Source organism: Flavobacterium soyae, assembly GCF_021245985.1.
Taxonomy (GTDB): Bacteria; Bacteroidota; Bacteroidia; order Flavobacteriales; family Flavobacteriaceae; genus Flavobacterium; species Flavobacterium soyae.
On the sequence record NZ_JAJQXA010000001.1, the window covers coordinates 36,410 to 54,465 of the forward strand.

At 34.4% G+C, this 18,056-nt stretch carries 19 protein-coding genes and 1 riboswitch; of the genes, 17 read left to right on the top strand and 2 right to left on the bottom strand.

Annotated features, from left to right (window positions below; translation table 11 throughout):
* Nucleotides 1–206: 206 nt before the first annotated feature.
* Complete coding sequence (gene polA, locus LUU93_RS00150) at nucleotides 207–3,059, top strand: DNA polymerase I (protein WP_232675949.1); 2,853 nt, start codon at nucleotides 207–209, stop codon at nucleotides 3,057–3,059.
* A 218-nt stretch (nucleotides 3,060–3,277) separates the two neighbouring features.
* Here polA and LUU93_RS00155 read toward each other — a convergent pair whose 3' ends face one another.
* Nucleotides 3,278–4,303: a LacI family DNA-binding transcriptional regulator gene (locus LUU93_RS00155; protein WP_232675950.1), complete on the bottom strand. Its 1,026-nt coding sequence runs from the start codon at nucleotides 4,301–4,303 to the stop codon at nucleotides 3,278–3,280.
* Between the two features lie 174 nt (nucleotides 4,304–4,477).
* Here LUU93_RS00155 and LUU93_RS00160 point away from each other — a divergent pair, with 174 nt between their 5' ends.
* The 5 genes from LUU93_RS00160 (at nucleotide 4,478) to tsf (ending at nucleotide 7,848) form a co-directional block, all read left to right on the top strand.
* Entirely contained in the window at nucleotides 4,478–4,648 is a 171-nt protein-coding gene (locus LUU93_RS00160) for a hypothetical protein (RefSeq protein WP_232675952.1), read from the top strand.
* A 255-nt stretch (nucleotides 4,649–4,903) separates the two neighbouring features.
* Nucleotides 4,904–5,359 (top strand): 50S ribosomal protein L13, encoded by a 456-nt coding sequence (gene rplM / locus LUU93_RS00165; protein ID WP_232675962.1) that lies wholly within the window; start codon nucleotides 4,904–4,906, stop codon nucleotides 5,357–5,359.
* On the top strand, nucleotides 5,359–5,745 hold the full coding sequence (rpsI, locus tag LUU93_RS00170) for a 30S ribosomal protein S9 (protein WP_012023687.1): 387 nt from the start codon (nucleotides 5,359–5,361) through the stop codon (nucleotides 5,743–5,745). Before rplM ends, rpsI begins: the two co-directional genes overlap by 1 nt.
* A 229-nt stretch (nucleotides 5,746–5,974) precedes the next feature.
* A complete protein-coding gene (gene rpsB / locus LUU93_RS00175; protein WP_232675970.1) occupies nucleotides 5,975–6,745 on the top strand; it encodes a 30S ribosomal protein S2 in 771 nt (256 codons plus the stop codon).
* Nucleotides 6,746–6,885: 140 nt separating this feature from the next.
* Nucleotides 6,886–7,848: a translation elongation factor Ts gene (tsf, locus tag LUU93_RS00180; protein ID WP_232675975.1), complete on the top strand. Its 963-nt coding sequence runs from the start codon at nucleotides 6,886–6,888 to the stop codon at nucleotides 7,846–7,848.
* 65 nt (nucleotides 7,849–7,913) lie between these two features.
* Here the strand turns inward: tsf and LUU93_RS00185 are convergent, their stop codons facing one another.
* On the bottom strand, nucleotides 7,914–9,974 hold the full coding sequence (locus tag LUU93_RS00185) for a M3 family metallopeptidase (protein ID WP_232675983.1): 2,061 nt from the start codon (nucleotides 9,972–9,974) through the stop codon (nucleotides 7,914–7,916).
* Nucleotides 9,975–10,138: 164 nt separating this feature from the next.
* On the opposite strand from LUU93_RS00185, the gene LUU93_RS00190 reads away from it, so the two are divergent.
* From LUU93_RS00190 to LUU93_RS00240, 11 genes are all read left to right on the top strand, one after another.
* Entirely contained in the window at nucleotides 10,139–10,801 is a 663-nt protein-coding gene (locus tag LUU93_RS00190) for a queuosine precursor transporter (protein WP_232675992.1), read from the top strand.
* A gap of 358 nt (nucleotides 10,802–11,159) precedes the next feature.
* Nucleotides 11,160–11,321 (top strand): hypothetical protein, encoded by a 162-nt coding sequence (locus tag LUU93_RS00195; protein WP_232676001.1) that lies wholly within the window; start codon nucleotides 11,160–11,162, stop codon nucleotides 11,319–11,321.
* Nucleotides 11,318–11,470, top strand: coding sequence for a hypothetical protein (locus LUU93_RS00200; protein ID WP_232676003.1), 153 nt, complete (start codon nucleotides 11,318–11,320; stop codon nucleotides 11,468–11,470). The genes LUU93_RS00195 and LUU93_RS00200 overlap by 4 nt, the downstream gene beginning before the upstream one ends.
* 166 nt (nucleotides 11,471–11,636) lie before the next feature.
* A complete protein-coding gene (locus LUU93_RS00205) occupies nucleotides 11,637–12,074 on the top strand; it encodes a lipocalin-like domain-containing protein (protein WP_232676005.1) in 438 nt (145 codons plus the stop codon).
* 69 nt (nucleotides 12,075–12,143) lie between these two features.
* Nucleotides 12,144–12,704: a DNA-3-methyladenine glycosylase I gene (locus LUU93_RS00210; RefSeq protein ID WP_232676007.1), complete on the top strand. Its 561-nt coding sequence runs from the start codon at nucleotides 12,144–12,146 to the stop codon at nucleotides 12,702–12,704.
* 136 nt (nucleotides 12,705–12,840) lie between these two features.
* A riboswitch (TPP riboswitch) is annotated at nucleotides 12,841–12,937 on the top strand.
* Between the two features lie 84 nt (nucleotides 12,938–13,021).
* The gene (gene thiS, locus LUU93_RS00215; RefSeq protein WP_232676015.1) at nucleotides 13,022–13,228 is read left to right on the top strand and encodes a sulfur carrier protein ThiS; all 207 of its coding nucleotides are present in this window, start codon (nucleotides 13,022–13,024) and stop codon (nucleotides 13,226–13,228) included.
* Nucleotides 13,229–13,327: 99 nt separating this feature from the next.
* Nucleotides 13,328–15,151, top strand: a complete 1,824-nt coding sequence (thiC, locus tag LUU93_RS00220) for a phosphomethylpyrimidine synthase ThiC (protein ID WP_232676024.1) — start codon at nucleotides 13,328–13,330, stop codon at nucleotides 15,149–15,151.
* Nucleotides 15,123–15,821 (top strand): thiamine phosphate synthase, encoded by a 699-nt coding sequence (locus tag LUU93_RS00225; protein WP_311202616.1) that lies wholly within the window; start codon nucleotides 15,123–15,125, stop codon nucleotides 15,819–15,821. The genes thiC and LUU93_RS00225 overlap by 29 nt, the downstream gene beginning before the upstream one ends.
* Nucleotides 15,779–16,531: a hydroxymethylpyrimidine/phosphomethylpyrimidine kinase gene (locus LUU93_RS00230; RefSeq protein ID WP_232676025.1), complete on the top strand. Its 753-nt coding sequence runs from the start codon at nucleotides 15,779–15,781 to the stop codon at nucleotides 16,529–16,531. The genes LUU93_RS00225 and LUU93_RS00230 overlap by 43 nt, the downstream gene beginning before the upstream one ends.
* Nucleotides 16,524–17,162 (top strand): thiamine phosphate synthase, encoded by a 639-nt coding sequence (locus tag LUU93_RS00235; RefSeq protein ID WP_232676036.1) that lies wholly within the window; start codon nucleotides 16,524–16,526, stop codon nucleotides 17,160–17,162. The genes LUU93_RS00230 and LUU93_RS00235 overlap by 8 nt, the downstream gene beginning before the upstream one ends.
* A complete protein-coding gene (locus LUU93_RS00240) occupies nucleotides 17,143–17,919 on the top strand; it encodes a thiazole synthase (protein WP_311202617.1) in 777 nt (258 codons plus the stop codon). Before LUU93_RS00235 ends, LUU93_RS00240 begins: the two co-directional genes overlap by 20 nt.
* Nucleotides 17,920–18,056 lie beyond the last annotated feature (137 nt).

The window sequence follows — 18,056 nt, forward strand, 5'->3', positions numbered from 1 at the left end:
AACCATATAAGTTATATAAGTTTATTTAATACATAGGACACAACTAATCGTTATGTATTAAAATGCGGAGACGCACTGCAGTGCGCCTCTACTAAAATGAACTTATATAACTTATATGGTGGAAAAAATCTATGGTGGAAAAAAAATCTTCTTAGTCTAATTTTTGAGGACTCAATTGTTTATTTTTACAGACTAATATTTTTTATATGTCAACTCAAAAACGCCTTTTTCTTCTAGATGCTTATGCATTAATTTTTCGCGGTTATTATGCTTTTATAAAAAACCCGAGAATCAACTCAAAAGGAATGGACACATCTGCAATTATGGGTTTTATGAACTCACTTTTGGATGTTATTAAAAGAGAAAAACCAGATCATTTGGCCGTTGCTTTTGACAAAGGCGGAAGTCATGTAAGAACAGAAATGTTCGTAGAATATAAAGCTAATCGTGACGCAACGCCTGAGGCAATTAAAATTGCTGTTCCGTATATTCAGGAATTGTTAAGAGCAATGCATATTCCGATAATTGAAGTCGAAGGCTGTGAAGCCGATGATTTAATTGGAACCATTGCCAAACAAGCCGAAAAACAAAATTATAAGGTTTTTATGGTAACACCGGATAAGGATTTTGCGCAATTGGTTTCTGAAAATATTTTCATGTACAAACCTGCCCGTATGGGTAATGGAATCGAAATTTGGGGAATTCCTGAAGTTTTGGCAAAATTCGAAATCGAAAGACCAGACCAAGTAATTGATTTTCTTGGAATGATGGGCGACGCTGTAGATAATATTCCAGGATTACCGGGAGTTGGTGAAGTGACCGCCAAGAAGTTCCTGAAAGAATTTGGTACAATGGAGAATCTTTTAGAAAACACTCATTTACTAAAAGGAAAAATGAAGGAGAATATCGAAGCCAATAAAGACAAAGGTATTTTGTCTAAAAAACTGGCAACGATTATCTGCGACTGTGATGTTATTTTTAATGAAGATGACTATGAGCTTTCTCGCCCTGATATTGAAAAAACAGATGCTATTTTTCAGGAATTGGAATTTAGAAGAATGGCTGAGCAGTTTGACAACTTGTTTAAAGTTGGCGGCGGAAATGAATTAGCAAACAATAATCCGGCTGCCGAAGCTAAATTATACAAAAAACCACAACCAAAGAACGAAGACCAATTTGATCTTTTTGGCGGAGGCGGAACTACTCTTGATGAAAGTGCCGAAGCTGCAAGAAATTCGTTTTATAATACTTTAGAAAATACTGAACATTCTTATCAAACCGTACAGGGCGATTTAGGAATTAAATTGCTTTTACAAAATTTACAAAAGCAGACTTCGGTTTGTTTTGATACTGAAACAACTGGAATCGATGCCCTGCATGCAGAACTTGTGGGTATGTCTTTCTCTTACGAAAAAGGAAAAGCTTTTTATGTTCCGTTTCCGGAAAATCAGGAAGAAGCAAAAGTTTTAGTAGATAAGTTTGTTCCGTTTTTTGAAAATGAAAACATCGAAAAAATTGGACAGAATTTAAAATACGATTTAAAAATCCTTGCTAATTATGGCGTTACGGTAAAAGGAAAACTTTTTGACACGATGATCGCACATTATCTGATTAATCCGGATATGCGTCATAATATGGATATTTTAGCTGAAACATATTTAAAATATTCTCCAAAATCAATTGAAACTTTAATTGGTAAAAAAGGAAAAAATCAGCTTTCAATGCGCGATGTTCCTTTAGAAGATATTAAAGAATATGCTGCAGAAGATGCCGATGTTACTTTACAATTAAAAGAAATTTTTACAACAGAATTAGACAATACCGAAACTAAAAAACTGTTTGATGAAATCGAAATTCCGTTAGTAAGTGTTTTAGCTGCAATGGAAACAGAAGGAATTCGCCTGGATGTTGATTTCTTAAAACAAATGTCTGGAGAGATGGAAATTGAAATCAAATCTTTAGAAGAACAGATATATGAAACTGCCGGTGAGAAATTTAATCTTGCCTCTCCAAAACAATTAGGAGATATTTTATTTGATAAACTTAAAATTGGCGGAGCAAAGCAAAAGAAAACCAAAACGGGTCAATATGCAACCGGAGAGGAAGTTTTGACTTATTTAGCAAACGACAATCCTATTGTAAAACAAATTTTGGACTGGCGTCAAATGGTGAAATTACAAAGCACTTATATTTTGGCTTTGCCGGAACAAGTTGACAAAAAAACATTACGCGTTCATACCGATTATATGCAGACTGTTGCGGCTACGGGACGTTTGAGTTCTAATAATCCGAATTTACAAAACATTCCAATTCGTACGGAAAGAGGACGTCAAATTCGTAAAGCTTTCGTGGCGCGCGATGAAAACCACACTTTAATTTCTGCCGATTACTCGCAAATTGAATTACGAATTATCGCTGCTTTGAGTGGTGAAGAAAATATGATTGCAGCTTTCCAAAACGGTGAAGATATTCACAGAGCTACTGCAGCAAAAGTTTTTGATGTAGCGCTTGAAGAAGTTTCACGCGAACAAAGAAGTAATGCTAAAACGGTAAACTTTGGAATTATATATGGTGTTTCTGCTTTCGGATTAAGTAATCAGACTTCATTATCTCGCGGTGAAAGTGCAGCTTTGATTGATGCTTATTATAAAACATATCCAAGATTAAAGTCTTTTATTCAGGAGCAAGTTGAATTTGCCCGAGAAAAAGGATACGTACAAACCATTTCTGGTCGCCGTCGTTATTTAAAAGACATCAATTCTGCCAATGCTGTTGTTAGAAGCGCTGCAGAACGAAATGCTGTAAATGCACCAATTCAGGGAAGCGCTGCCGATGTAATTAAGATTGCAATGATCAACATTCACAAAAAATTACAAGACGAAAACTGGAAATCTAAAATGTTACTCCAGGTTCATGATGAGCTTGTGTTTGATGTACACAACGACGAATTAGAAAAAATCCAGCCTATGATTAAACACGAAATGGAAAATGCTTTTAAAATGACAGTTCCGTTAGAAGTTGAACTTGGATTGGGTAAAGATTGGCTGGAAGCGCATTAATTATAATTTTAGATTTTTAGAGTGTTGATTTTAGATTTATGAATCAAAAACCTGCACAATCTTGTCTTTGCGAGGAACGAAGCAATCTCATTGGCTAGATCAAGTTTTGTGTCTTATTGTAGTAAGGCTGCTTCATTCCTCGCAATGACACACAAATAATAGATAACAAAAAGGACTGTTCTTTCGAACAGTCCTTTTTGTTGATTATATTTTTTTATTTAAGCTTTTCTTGTTGATTCTCGTTCTTTCAACTTTGTTTTGATAACGATTGTTTCGTAATCAGAAGTTTCGCCTTCTGGCTCTTCCAGTCTTTCGATTAATTTTTTTGCAGCAACTTCGCCAATTTCAATTCCGTGCTGGCTTACTGTTGTTAAACTTGGCGACAAACGTCTTGAAGCTAAAATCCCATCTGCAAAACCAATTATCGAAATATCTTCCGGTACTTTATATCCTTTTTTCAAACTTACTCTTAAAGCTGCAACTGAATCATTTTCATCTAAAGCAAAAATCGCATCAATTTTTTGATCAAAAATCGAATCAATTTTAGCTTTCATATCATCTTCAGAATCGGTACGAAGAATAATTTTTTCGTTAACCGGAATATTATTGTCTTTTAAAGCTTTTAAATATCCATCGGCTCTTAATTTTCCAACACTTAAATTATCTACAGAAGAAATTAAAGCGATATTTTTACATCCTAAGTTAATTAAATGCTGAGTTGAGTTTAAAGCAGAATCAAAATCATCTACTACAACTTTATCACATTCTACTTCATCAGCAATCCTATCAAACATTACAATCGGCGTTCCGTCATTAATAATAGCCGAAAAATGATTGTAATCTTGCAGTTTTTGCGCTTCCTCAGAAACAGAAAGAATAAATCCGTCAATAGTTCCGTTGCTTAACATTTCAAGCGTATGAACTTCTTTCTCTAAAGATTCGTTAGAAATACACGTAATTACATTATATCCTTTTTTATCAGCTACTTTTTCAATTCCGCTAAAAACTTTAGCAAAAAAAGAGTTTAATATATTAGGTATAATTACACCAATTGTTTTCGTTTTACGGTTCTTTAAATTCAGACCAATAACATTCGGTTTATAATTTTTGAGTTTGGCATACTCCTTAATCTTCACCTTCGTCTGCTCACTAATTTCTGGGCTGTCATTCAATGCTTTAGACACAGTAGACACAGAAACACCCAGTTCCTTCGCAATTTGTTTTAGAGTTGCTTTAGCTTTCATCTAATAAAAGTTTATGTAATTAATACAAATATAGTAGAATTACCGAAAATAAAACAAAAAACACCTACCACTATTTGAAATTATAAGATCTATTCAAAATAAATCAGGGAAAGAAGATTTTTCTGAAACTGCATCTCTCAAAATTTCATTAACAACCTTAATAAAAAACCTATTATGAAAAACGAAGTTAAAATTCAGAAAGTCAACCCAAATTCAAAAGATTTTGCAGGAGTTACTATAGTGAGTACTCCAACTGGATTGAATATCGCAAAAAATCCGTCAAAAATCCTACCAGTTGCTGCAGGATTTAATACAACTGCCGCATTTAGTATCACAGCAATCTGAAGCTTGCAATAAACCATTATGACACTGCAAGTGGTCGATATGGCCAATATATTTATTGTTTAGTAAAAAATAAGCTTAATTTTGAATCGCCCTCGCGTTATTGTGAATACGGTTTTTTTATAGTTTTGAAAATAAAAACTGAGAGCCTGATTTTCAGGATATAAAATATTCTTTTCAGGTATTTGGTTTTAAAATAATTAATTGTACTTTTGCATCCCCTTTATTGGGGATGGAATGTTTAATTAAAATAATATTATGGACGCATTAAGCTACAAGACAATTTCAGCTAGCAAAGCCACTGTAACTAAAGAGTGGATTGTTGTTGACGCTGAAGGTCATAACTTAGGACGTCTTGCTTCAAAGGTTGCTATGATCTTAAGAGGTAAGTACAAGCCAAGTTACACACCGCACGTTGACTGTGGAGATAACGTAATTGTTATCAACTCAGAAAAAATTAACCTTACAGGTACAAAATTGAATGACAAAATTTACATGCGTCATACAGGTTACCCAGGAGGACAAAGAACTTTAACTGCTAAAGTATTGCAAGCTAAAAACCCTGCATTATTAGTAGAAAAAGCTGTAAAAGGAATGTTACCTAAAAACAAATTAGGGGCTGAACTTTTTAGAAATCTAAATGTTGTTGTAGGTGCTGAGCATACTCACGGAGCTCAAAAACCTAGAACTGTTAACCTAAATGATCTTAAGTAATGGGAGTTATTCACAAAATCGGTAGAAGAAAAACCGCTGTTGCACGTGTATACGTTTCTGAAGGAACAGGAAATATCACTGTAAACAAAAAAGAATTCGCAACTTACTTTCCAACTGCAACTTTACAATACAAAGTTTTACAACCATTGTCTATGACAGAAAACGTAAACAACTTTGACGTAAAAGTAAACGTTTACGGAGGTGGTACAACTGGTCAGGCAGAAGCTGTAAGAATGGCATTAGCACGCGTAATGTGTGAAGTTAACGCTGAAAACAGAGGAATCCTTAAACCAGAAGGTTTATTAACAAGAGACCCAAGAATGGTTGAGCGTAAGAAATTCGGTCAGAAGAAAGCTCGTAAGAGATTCCAGTTCTCTAAACGTTAATATTACCTGTCTTGTTCAGATGGGACAAGACATTATCAATTATTTATTGAAATTAAAAAACACAGTTATTGTTGCTCTCCTATCGAGGTAGGATATAGTTTAGCATCTAAATGGGTTGAGTCTTAAAGTCGAAAGTCTTAAAGTCTTAAAGCTTAAAGCCTAAAGCATATTGCCTAAAGCCAAAGTTCAAAACACATTGCTAATCAACAGAACGTAAACTAGTACAAAAATGGCAAACAAAATAGAAGTAAAAGAATTACTAGAAGCAGGTGTTCACTTCGGACACATGACTAGAAAATGGGATCCAAACATGGCTCCTTACATTTATATGGAGCGTAATGGTATTCACATTATCAATCTATATAAAACTGCAGCTAAAATTGAAGAAGCTAACGAAGCTTTGAAAAAAATCGCTGCATCAGGTAGAAAAATCTTATTCGTAGCTACCAAAAAACAAGCAAAAGACATCGTTGCTGATAAAGCAAAGGCTGCAAACATGCCTTACATCACTGAAAGATGGCCAGGTGGAATGTTGACTAACTTCGTAACTATCAGAAAGGCAGTTAAAAAAATGTCTTCTATCGATAAAATGAAGAAAGATGGTACTTTCAACACTCTATCTAAAAAAGAGCGTTTGCAAGTTGATCGTCTACGTGCTAAATTAGAGAAAAACTTAGGTTCAATCGCTGATATGTCTAGACTGCCTGCAGCATTGTTCGTAGTAGATATCAAAGCTGAACACATCGCAATAAAAGAAGCTCAAAAATTAAACATTCCAGTTTTCGCAATGGTTGATACGAATTCTGACCCAAGAGAGGTTGATTACGTTATTCCTGCAAATGATGATGCTTCTAAATCAATTGACAAAATTTTATCTTTAGTGACTACTGCAGTAATCGAAGGTCTTTCTGACAGAGGTTCTGAAAAAGAAGTTGAAGCTGCTGAAGAAGCTCCTGCTGTTGAGGCTGAAGCTGCTCCTGCAACTGAAACTGAAGAATAAATCAAATTTTAAATTCCAAATTTTAAATTCCAAAATCCAAATACAAAATTAAAAACGTTATGTTGATAATTTATTAAAATTGGAGTTTGGGATTTAAAAGCTGGAATTTTTTACTTTTAACATTAAAAATTCAAAATATTATGTCAACAATTACTGCTGCAGACGTAAATAAATTAAGACAATCTACAGGTGCCGGAATGATGGACTGTAAAAAAGCTTTGGTTGAAGCTGAAGGAGATTTCGATAAAGCTATACAAATCCTTAGAGAAAAAGGACAAAAAGTGGCTGCTAACCGTTCTGACCGTGAGTCTGCTGAAGGAGCTGCTGTTTCTTTTATCAATGCTGACAACACTAAAGGAGCTATCATCACTTTAAACTGCGAAACTGACTTCGTAGGTAAAAATGAAGCTTTCGTTGCTTTAGCTAAAGATTTAGTAGAAAGAGCTATCAACTTCTCTTCTAAAGAAGAATTATTAGCTTCTGATTTCAACGGAATTACAGTTGCTGAGAAATTAATCGAGCAAACTGGAGTTATCGGTGAGAAAATCGAAATCGGTGGTTTCGAAATTTTAGAAGGTGCTTACGTTGGATCTTATGTTCACGTTAATAAAATTGCTGCTTTAACTGCAATTTCTGCTCCAGTTGCAAACGCTGAAACTTTAACAAAAGACATCTCTATGCAAGTTGCTTCTATGGGGGCTGATACATTATCTTACAAAGATTTTGATCCTGCTTTCGTTGAATCTGAACTTGCTGCTCGTATTGCTGTAATCGAAAAAGACAATGAAGAAGCAAAACGTTTAGGAAAAACTTTAAAAAATGTTCCTAAATACATCTCTTTCTCTCAATTAACTCCTGAAGTTATCAAACAAGCTGAAGAAGATGCTAAAGCTGAATTAAAAGCTGAAGGTAAACCAGAACAAATCTGGGACAAAATTCTTCCAGGAAAAGTACAACGTTTCATTTCTGACAACACTACTTTAGATCAAGAAAAAGCTTTACTAGATCAAAACTTCATCAAAGATGACAGTAAAAAAGTTGGTGATTACGTAAAAGGATTCAATGTTGAAATTACAGGTTTCAAAAGAGTTACTTTAGGTTAATATATTATTTTTTCAATATTAAAAAGCCCGAATATTATGTATTCGGGCTTTTTTATTTTCATCTGCTAAACTATAGGAAAGTTTCTGGCTCGCATCAAAGCATTGGATTCTGGTTCCCGTCCTCTAAAATTTTCATACATTTTTTCATTATCAATCGTATTTCCAACACTCAAAACAGTATCGTAAAGGCGTTTAGATACTTTTTGATCAAAAGGCCCGTCTCCTTCCAGAAAAGCTTCATAAGCATCAGCATTAATTACATCTGCCCATAAATAGCTGTAATATCCGGCTGCGTACCCGTCACTTGAAAAAATATGTGCAAATTGTGGAATTCTATGACGCATCACAATTTCTGAAGGCATATTGATTTCTTCTAAAACCTGCTTCTCAAATTTATACGGATCAATAGTTTCGGTTGTTAAATGGAGTTTCATATCTACAAAAGAACTTGAAATCGTTTCGACTGTTGCAAAACCTTCATTAAAATTCGCTGCCTTTTCTATTCTTTCTACCAAAGACTCTGATAATGGCTGATTAGTTTTATAATGAAGAGCAAACTTATTCAGAACTTCCGGAGCCGCCAGCCAATGCTCTAATAATTGAGATGGAAACTCTACATAATCTCTCGCAACCGAAGTTCCTGATAAACTCGGATAAGTAACATTTGAACACAAACCATGCAGAGCATGTCCAAATTCGTGAAATAAAGTTGTTGCATCATCCCACGAAATTAAAACCGGTTCATCAGCATTTCCTTTTATAAAATTACAGTTGTTAGACACAATCGGAAGTGTTTTACCTTCTATTTTTTGTTGATCTCTATGCGAATTCATCCATGCACCTGAACGCTTTCCTGCGCGCGCGTATGGATCAAAATACCAAAGCCCGATTGGTTCTCCGGTATTTTTATTGTTCACTTCCCAAACACGAACATCAGAATGATAAACAGGAACATCAAATAATTGTTTAAAGCCTAAATCAAACAACTCACCAGCAGTCCAAAACATTCCTTCACGTAAATTTTCTAACTGCAGATATTGTTTTATTTCATTTTGATCTAAATCGTATTTTGCTTTTCGAACCTTTTCAGCATAATAACGGTAATCCCAAGGCTGAATTTTAAAATTTCCGCCTTCTTCATCAACCATTTTCTGCATAGCCGAAACATCATTTTTTACCTTTTCAACAGCCGGCGTCCAGACAGACTCCATTAAATCTAAAGTTTTCTGCGGATCTTTGGCCATTTTATTAGACAAACTCCATTCGGCAAAATTCTTAAACCCTAATATTTGAGCCTTCTTTGCCCGTAATTGCAAAATCGAAACAAGTACTGCATTTGTGTTATTTGCATTCTCGTTATCACCTCGTTTTACAAAAATTTCAAATGCTTTTTCTCTTAAATCTCTTCGGTCTGAGAAAGTTAAAAACGGTTCAATAGAAGATCTTGTATTACCAATACATCCTAAAACATCTAAATTTCTTTCTTTAGCTTCTGCAATTGCTGCATTTTTAAACTCTTCTGGCAACCCGTCTAAATCAGCTGCAGATTTCAATTCTAAAAACTGATCATTCTCTTCTGCCAATAATTTTTGACTAAAAAGCGTAAAAAGCCCAGCTAGTTCCTGATTAATTCTGGCTACTTCCTCTTTATCTTCTACATTTAATTCAGCTCCTTCTCGAACAAAATCGGTATAATAAAGCCATAGCAAACGCTGTTGTTCATCGTTTAATTTTTTACTGTTTTCAGATTTATACAGTTTTTCAATTCTTGAAAACAACTTCTCGTTTTGATATAGTTTATCGTTAATCTCTGCCAGTTTTGGAGACATTTCAGTATCAACCGAATTAAATTCAGGACTACTTAAATTAGACCTGTAAATTCCGTAAACAGCATGAATTCTATCCAGTTTCTCACCTGAAAGTTCTAAAGCTGCAATCGTATTATCGAAACCAGGTTCTTCTGAATTATTTGCAATTGCATCAATTTCATCTAATTTCTCCTGAATAGCAAACTCAATGGCAGGTTTAAAATCTGAAATTTTATATTTTGTAAAATCAGGAACACCCCCATAAGGTCCTTCCCATTCCTGAAGTAACGGATTATCTAAATCAATTTGTTTTTTCATAATAAAATGCATTAATAAATTTCTATCAGGTTTATTTTCCAAAAAAGAAATACCGACAGAATCTCAAAATTAACCAATCAAAAGCAAACTTCAAACGAACTAATTAACCCATTTCGAACATTTGAAGAAATAGTTTAATTTTGGAACATCATAACCAAAATAACATGTTTAAAAACCGAAAAGAAATTGTTTTTGTAATTCTAGCAGGAATATTTATAACTAATGCCGTTGTGGCCGAACTTATTGGAGGAAAATTAATTCAGATTGGCCCTTTTGTAATGAGTATAGGGATTTTGCCCTGGCCGATTGTTTTTCTAACAACCGATTTAATTAATGAATACTTTGGCGAAAAAGGAGTAAAAAAGCTCTCTTTTATAACAGCTTGTTTAATTGCTTATGCTTTTCTCATTTTATTTATGGCAATTGTAATTCCGGCAGCAAAAGGAATCAGCCCCGTAAATGATGAACAATTTGAAGCCGTTTTTGGACAGAGTATGTGGATTATTTTTGGAAGTATAATTGCTTTTATGGCATCACAATTAATTGATGTGTGGATTTTTTGGTTTTTTAAAAATAGAACCGGTGAAAAGAAAATATGGTTAAGAGCAACTGGCTCTACGGTTATTTCACAATTGTTTGATTCTTTCATTGTTCTTGGAATCGCTTTTTGGCTTCCGGGTAAAATCGATTTTGACACTTTTATTTCGTCTGGATTAATTGGATATACTTTTAAACTAGCAATAGCTATCTTATTAACCCCAGCAATTTATTTAGGTCATTATTTGATCAGAAAATATTTAGACGAAGATCCTGTAAACAAAGGATAAAAAAACACATTTAGGTCATGAAAAAAAAATTGCTTGCTTATTTTATTCTCTATAACCTATTTCTTTTTCAGTTGTGGCAATGACAAAAAAACAGCCTAGAAAAGTCATTCAACCTGTCAATAAGCTGACACCAGCTGCTATGAAAATACCCCACAAAGTTTCATCAAAAAGTATAACTGCCCCAAAAGAGTTTGACTCAAAAAAACTGTTGCTCCAAAAAAACCATTTTCGGTTAAAACCCCAATAGAAATAAATACTCTAAACCCTCAAGCGCCTTCAACCACCTCAATAAAAAAGCAAGCCAACGAAGAATTATTGAATTTTGTCAATATTAGAAAAATGCAAAATGGGTCAGACTATGGCTCAAAAGCAGCTAACAGAACATTTTGAAATTCAGGAAGAAGCCGTTAAACTAGTAAAAAGCGTAACCAAAACCGCAGAAAATGAATTGTCTGTAAAATGGCAGTCTACGTGGTTTGTTGAAAAGTTTCTGATGCAGAACTTGAAGACGGCAAAATGAAAGTAGTCTTTAAAGCTAATAAAATGTACACTTCCGGCAATGCTATTGGAATTAAATACAATAGAAAAATCTATACTAATTTAATCATCGTTGGACGTTCTGCCTATATTCCGAGTGTAAAAGGATATAGCTGGCAGATTGGAAGATAAAGAAAGAGAAATTTTACCACATCCAAAGAACATTAGATTAACCTGAAAGCCAACGTATTACAAATAAAATATTAAAATAATGAGGGAAAACTGATTATAAAACCTAGGTTTTCTGAAGAAAGATTTTATTTTTGCTAAAAATTTAACAAAAACAAATCTACCAAAAATGAAAAAACTAAGTATTTTTTTTGTGTCTGTATTGGCACTAGGATTATCAGTATCTTGTAGCAGTAATGACGATGATAAAGCGTCTTTAGAAGGTAAATGGGAAGTATACCAAAACGGAACCATTGTTGACGGAAAAGAAAAATTAACTCCAGTAGTTTCTGAAGGAGGTTGCAACAAAGATGTTTTTGAAATTCAAGCAGGAGGAACATTCATCGACCATTATTCTCAATATAGCAATTCAAAATGTAATGATTATTCTGAAAATGGAACTTGGACTAGAAAAGACAATACCATAACTATTAAATATGACGGTGAGAGTTCTGTAAATGATGCAGAAATCTTAGTATTAAATGAAACAACTTTAAAGCTTAAATATACTTACACTAATCAAAGCGAAACAACTGAAATATATGTAGTTGAATTCAAACGTATATAATTTCTTCAAAACTTTTTTAAAACCTCAAACTTCTTTCGTTTGAGGTTTTTTTATACATTTAAAATAAAAATGGAACCAATAAGATGCGGCTGGTGCTCCGCCAGCGATTTATATAAAAAATATCACGACGAAGAATGGGGAACTCCTGTTTATGACGACCCTACTATTTTTGAGTTTTTAATTCTAGAAACTTTTCAAGCAGGTCTAAGCTGGATTACTATTTTAAATAAAAGAGAAAACTTCAAAACTGCTTTTGACAATTTTGATTATAAAAAAATTGCCAATTATTCTAAAGATAAAATCGAAGAATTAATGCAGAATACAGGAATCATTCGCAATAAACTTAAAATTAACTCTGCCGTTTCAAACGCACAGGCTTTTATGAAAGTCCAGGAAGAATTTGGAAGCTTTTCAGATTATATTTGGAAATTCACTGACGGAAAACCTATCAACAATAACCCAAAAACGTTAAAAGATGTTCCCGCTACGACTCCACTTTCAGATGCAATCAGCAAAGATTTAAAAAAACGCGGATTCAAATTCGTAGGTTCAACCGTTATTTATGCTCACATGCAGGCCACCGGAATGGTCAATGATCATATCGAAGACTGCTGGACGAGAACAAAGTAAAAGTTTTTGTTTCAGGTTTCAAGTTTCAGGCTGCCATGTTATCGTAGATAGAAACAAAAAATTCTACTCAAACGCAACTTGAAACCTGAAACTTGAAACTTTTTTTAACTGCCAAACAAAAATTACATATATTTGCTTCACACTTTAGGGGTGTCTACAACTTGTAGGCTGAGATTTTACCCTCTGAACCTGATCTAGTTCATACTAGCGTAGGGAAAAGTAAGATGACTTCTGCACGCATTTTTATGCGTTCTTGTAGCCATTCCTAAGGTTAAGGTTCACCAAAGTGAATCTTAGATAAACCAAAAAACAAAGGAATGGAACTAAAAATCAATCAACAAACCAAACATTTCAATGCTGAATCGCTAAGCGTTCAATCATTGCTCGATCTCGAAATTCCGCATAAACAAAACGGAATCGCCGTTGCTGTCAACAATACTGTTGTTCCAAAAAACAAATGGAACGAAGTCCTCGTACAAGAAACTGACGAAATTTTAATCATTTCTGCTACGCAGGGAGGTTAATAAATTCCAAAAAAGAAATTCCAAATTCCAATTAAATACTGAACGTAGACGCACTGCAGTGCACCTCTACGAAAACTTCAAACCTGAAACAAAAACACTATGACAAACGAAGAACAAATATCCAGAACTCCATTTCCCAATTCTAAAAAGGTTTATATCAACGGAGAAATTCATCCAATAAAAGTAGCCATGCGCGAAATTACTTTGAGTGATACTAAACTTTCAAATGGCGGAATTGAAAAAAATCCACCCGTAACAGTTTATGACACATCAGGTGCTTACACAGATCCAAATATTGAAATTGATATTAGAAAAGGATTACCACGCTTACGCGAAAGCTGGATTCTGGATCGAAATGATGTTGAAATTTTAAGCGAAATCACATCAGATTATGGACAAAGCCGTTTACGTGATGAAAGCCTGAATCATTTACGATTTGAATATTTACATCAGCCAAAACGTGCTAAAAAAGGCGCAAACGTAACGCAGTTGTATTACGCCAAACAAGGAATTATTACTCCAGAAATGGAATATATCGCAATCCGAGAAAACCAACGCATTGAGCTTTTAAACGAGCAGACCAAAGCCATGCAATGCCAGCACGGCGGTCATAGTTTTGGAGCTAATACACCAAAAAGCAAAATCACTCCAGAATTTGTTCGTGCAGAAGTTGCCTGCGGAAGAGCCATTATTCCAAACAACATTAATCATCCGGAAAGCGAACCTATGATTGTGGGACGTAATTTCCTTGTAAAAATCAACGCAAATATCGGGAACAGCGCTGTGACTTCCAGCATCGAAGAAGAAGTTGAAAAAGCTGTTTGGGCCTGCCGCTGGGGCGCTGACACCATTATGGATTTATCTACCGGAAAAAATATTCATGAAACCAGAGAATGGATTATTCGAAATTCTCCAGTTCCAATTGGTACCGTTCCAATTTATCAGGCACTAGAAAAAGTAAAAGGAATTGCCGAGGATTTGACTTGGGAAATTTTCCGTGATACTTTAATCGAACAGGCAGAACAAGGTGTTTCTTATTTCACAATTCATGCCGGGGTTTTGCTTCGATACATTCATTTAACTGCAAATCGTGTAACGGGAATCGTTTCGCGCGGTGGTTCAATTATGGCAAAATGGTGTTTATTTCATCATAAAGAAAACTTTTTGTACACACATTTTGAAGAAATCTGCGAAATCATGAAACAATATGATGTTGCTTTTTCTTTGGGAGATGGTTTACGTCCGGGCTCAATTGCCGATGCTAACGATGCAGCTCAATTTGCAGAATTAGAAACTTTAGGCGAATTGACAAAAATTGCCTGGAAACATGATGTTCAGGTTTTTATTGAAGGCCCGGGACATGTACCAATGCATATGATTAAAGAAAACATGGACAAACAATTAGAACATTGCCATGAAGCTCCATTTTATACTTTAGGTCCTTTAACGACTGATATCGCACCGGGTTACGATCATATTACATCGGCAATTGGAGCTGCTATGATTGGCTGGTACGGCTGTGCGATGCTGTGTTATGTAACACCAAAAGAACATCTTGGTTTACCAAACAAAAAAGACGTAAAAGATGGTGTGATCACTTATAAAATTTCGGCTCATGCTGCAGATTTGGCAAAAGGTCATCCGGGAGCGCAATATCGAGATAACGCTTTGAGTAAAGCCCGTTTTGAATTCCGTTGGGAAGATCAGTTTAATCTAGCTTTAGATCCAGATACAGCAAGAGAATTTCACGATGAAACGCTTCCTGCAGATGGCGCAAAAGTGGCTCATTTCTGTTCTATGTGCGGCCCTAAATTCTGCTCTATGAAAATATCTCAGGAAATTAGGGATGTCGCTGCCGCAGAAAAAGGAATGCAGGAGAAATCAGAAGAATTTATTGAGCAGGGGAAAGAGATTTACATTTAGAGTTTTAGAAAATAGAGAAAAAAAAATAGAAGAAAGAGAAAAAGATATGGTTGTGATTTCTAATCCATTTGCTGCTGCAGATGAAATCAAAATAATTCATTCTTTATTTGAAGAAGGATTGTCTTTACTTCATATTCGGAAACCTGATTTTTCTGAGTTGGAAATGGCGCAGTTTATTCATCAAATTGAGTTTGAATTTAGAGATCGAATTGCTTTGCACGGTCATCATTTATTGGCAGAAGATTTTGGAATTAACAGAATTCATTTTTCTGAAAAAGAAAGAAACCGCATTCATGATTTTCCTGCAAGGTTTTCAAAACCTTGTAGGTATAAATGCAAATCAATTTCAACATCAACACATTCGATAAAAGATTTTAATTCTCTGGAAAATGATTTTAATTACGCATTTCTAAGTCCGGTATTTCAAAGTATTTCAAAGGAAAATTATAAGCCAAAAACAGATCTTTTTGAAGCATTAAAATCAAGAACAAATTATAAAACAAAAGTGATCGCTTTAGGCGGAATCGATTCTGAAAACATTCAAAAAACAATGGAAAATGGATTTGATGATACCGCACTTTTAGGAAGTATCTGGAATAACGAAAACCCGGTAAAACAATTTAAATTATGTCAGCAAATCGCCCTTTCGTACTTACAATCGCAGGTTTAGATCCGTCTGCGGGCGCTGGTCTTTTGGCAGATATCAAAACCTTCGAACAGCATAAAGTAAATGGTTTTGCAATTTCAACAGCAAATACGATCCAGACCGAAAATACATTTTTTGAAATTCAATGGACTGATTTGAGTTTTCTTATCCGTTCTATTGAAACGTTCTTTTTAAATTATAAAATCAGTGCAGTTAAAATTGGGATTGTCTCTACTTTATATGATTTAAACCGAATTGTTTCGACAATAAAAATGCTGTCTCCTTCAACTAAAATTGTTTGGGACCCTGTTCTTAGATCGACAACAAAATTTGAATTTATGACAATTAAAGATTATTCAGATTTGCATAAAATCTTGTCTAAGATTGATTTGATTACACCGAATTACAATGAAATTGAGATTTTATTTCCGGGGTTTATTTCAAAGAATCTTCGACCGCAAAATGAGATTCCAACACATATTTTATTAAAAGGCGGACATAACGAAAACTCAATTGGAACCGATACATTATTTCTGAAAAATGAAGTTTACAATTTATTTCCATCAGAAAAAAAATGCTTTGAAAAACATGGTTCCGGCTGTGTACTTTCTTCTGCGATTGCTTCCAACTTAGCCTTAAACCAAAATATAACAGAAGCCTGCAAAAATGCTAAAATATATATCGAAAAATACCTGAGTTCAAATTCAACATTAATTGGATATCATTATGTATAACAAGCTACAATACATTTCACAAGGCGAAACCAGCAAAGAACAATTGTACAATATTCATCAGGCTCTGGATGCCGGTTGTAAATGGGTTCAAATGCGTTTTAAAAATCAAACGACTAAAAAAACATTTGCTTTAGCAGAAAAGGTAAAGCCTTTATGCGAAGAGTATCTTGCTAATTTTATTATAAATGATGATCTGCATCTCGCTGAACAGATTGCTGCAGATGGAGTTCATTTAGGATTAACCGACATGAAAATCGATGAAGCACGCGCAATTCTGGGTTCAGCCAAAATTATTGGAGGGACGGCCAATACTTTTGAAGACATTCAAAATCATGTCAAAAATGGCTGTGATTATATTGGTTTAGGCCCTTTTCGGTTTACTGTTACAAAAGAAAAACTAAGTCCTATTTTAGGATTGTCAGGGTATTCCGAGATTCTTCAAAAAATGAAAAAAAATAAAATTGAAGTCCCTGTTTATGCCATTGGCGGTATTACATTAAAAGATGTAAATCCATTAATAGATATCGGAATCCATGGTATTGCCGTTTCTGGAATCATTACAGAAAGTGATGAAAAGGAAAAATTAATTCAACAACTATACGAAAAATTATATGCAGACATCATTGTTTAATATAGGAGATAAAAACTTTAAATCCCGTTTGTTTTTAGGAACTGGAAAATTTGGATCAAACAAAGAAATGGAAGAAGCAATTTTAGCTTCAGAAAGTGAATTGGTTACCGTTGCCTTAAAACGCATCGATTTAGAAACTGAAACAGATGCTATTCTTTCGCATTTGCAACATCCGAATATTAATTTACTGCCGAATACTTCCGGAGCAAGAAATGCAAAAGAAGCTGTTTTTGCTGCTCAATTAGCTCGTGAAGCACTTGAAACAAATTGGGTAAAGCTGGAAATTCATCCAGATCCAAAGTATTTAATGCCTGACCCAATTGAAACTTTAAAGGCTACTGAAGAATTAGCTAAACTTGGTTTTTTTGTTCTGCCTTACATTCATGCTGATCCTGTTTTATGCAAACACTTAGAAAGTGCGGGAACAACTGCCGTGATGCCTTTGGGATCACCAATTGGAAGCAATAAAGGTTTAAAAACTATTGATTTTCTAGAAATTATAATTGAACAAAGCAACGTTCCTGTTATTGTAGATGCCGGAATTGGCGCTCCATCTGACGCTGCGAAAGCAATGGAAATTGGCGCCGATGCTGTTTTGGTTAATACTGCAATTGCCGTTGCCGGAAATCCAAAATTAATGGCCGAAGCTTTTAAAGAAGCGGTAATAGCAGGAAGAAAAGCCTTTGAAGCAAAAGTAGCCAATCAACAAAATTATGCTGTGGCTTCAAGTCCTTTGACTTCATTTCTTTATGAATAAAGTTTTATTTCACGCAGATTTTGCAGATTTAAGCAGATTAAAATTGATTTTTATTTATTGCTTATCTGAAAAATTTTCATGAAAACGATTCATATAAAAAGAAAGAAAATTCTTTAATTTTGAATTCTAATTAAAAT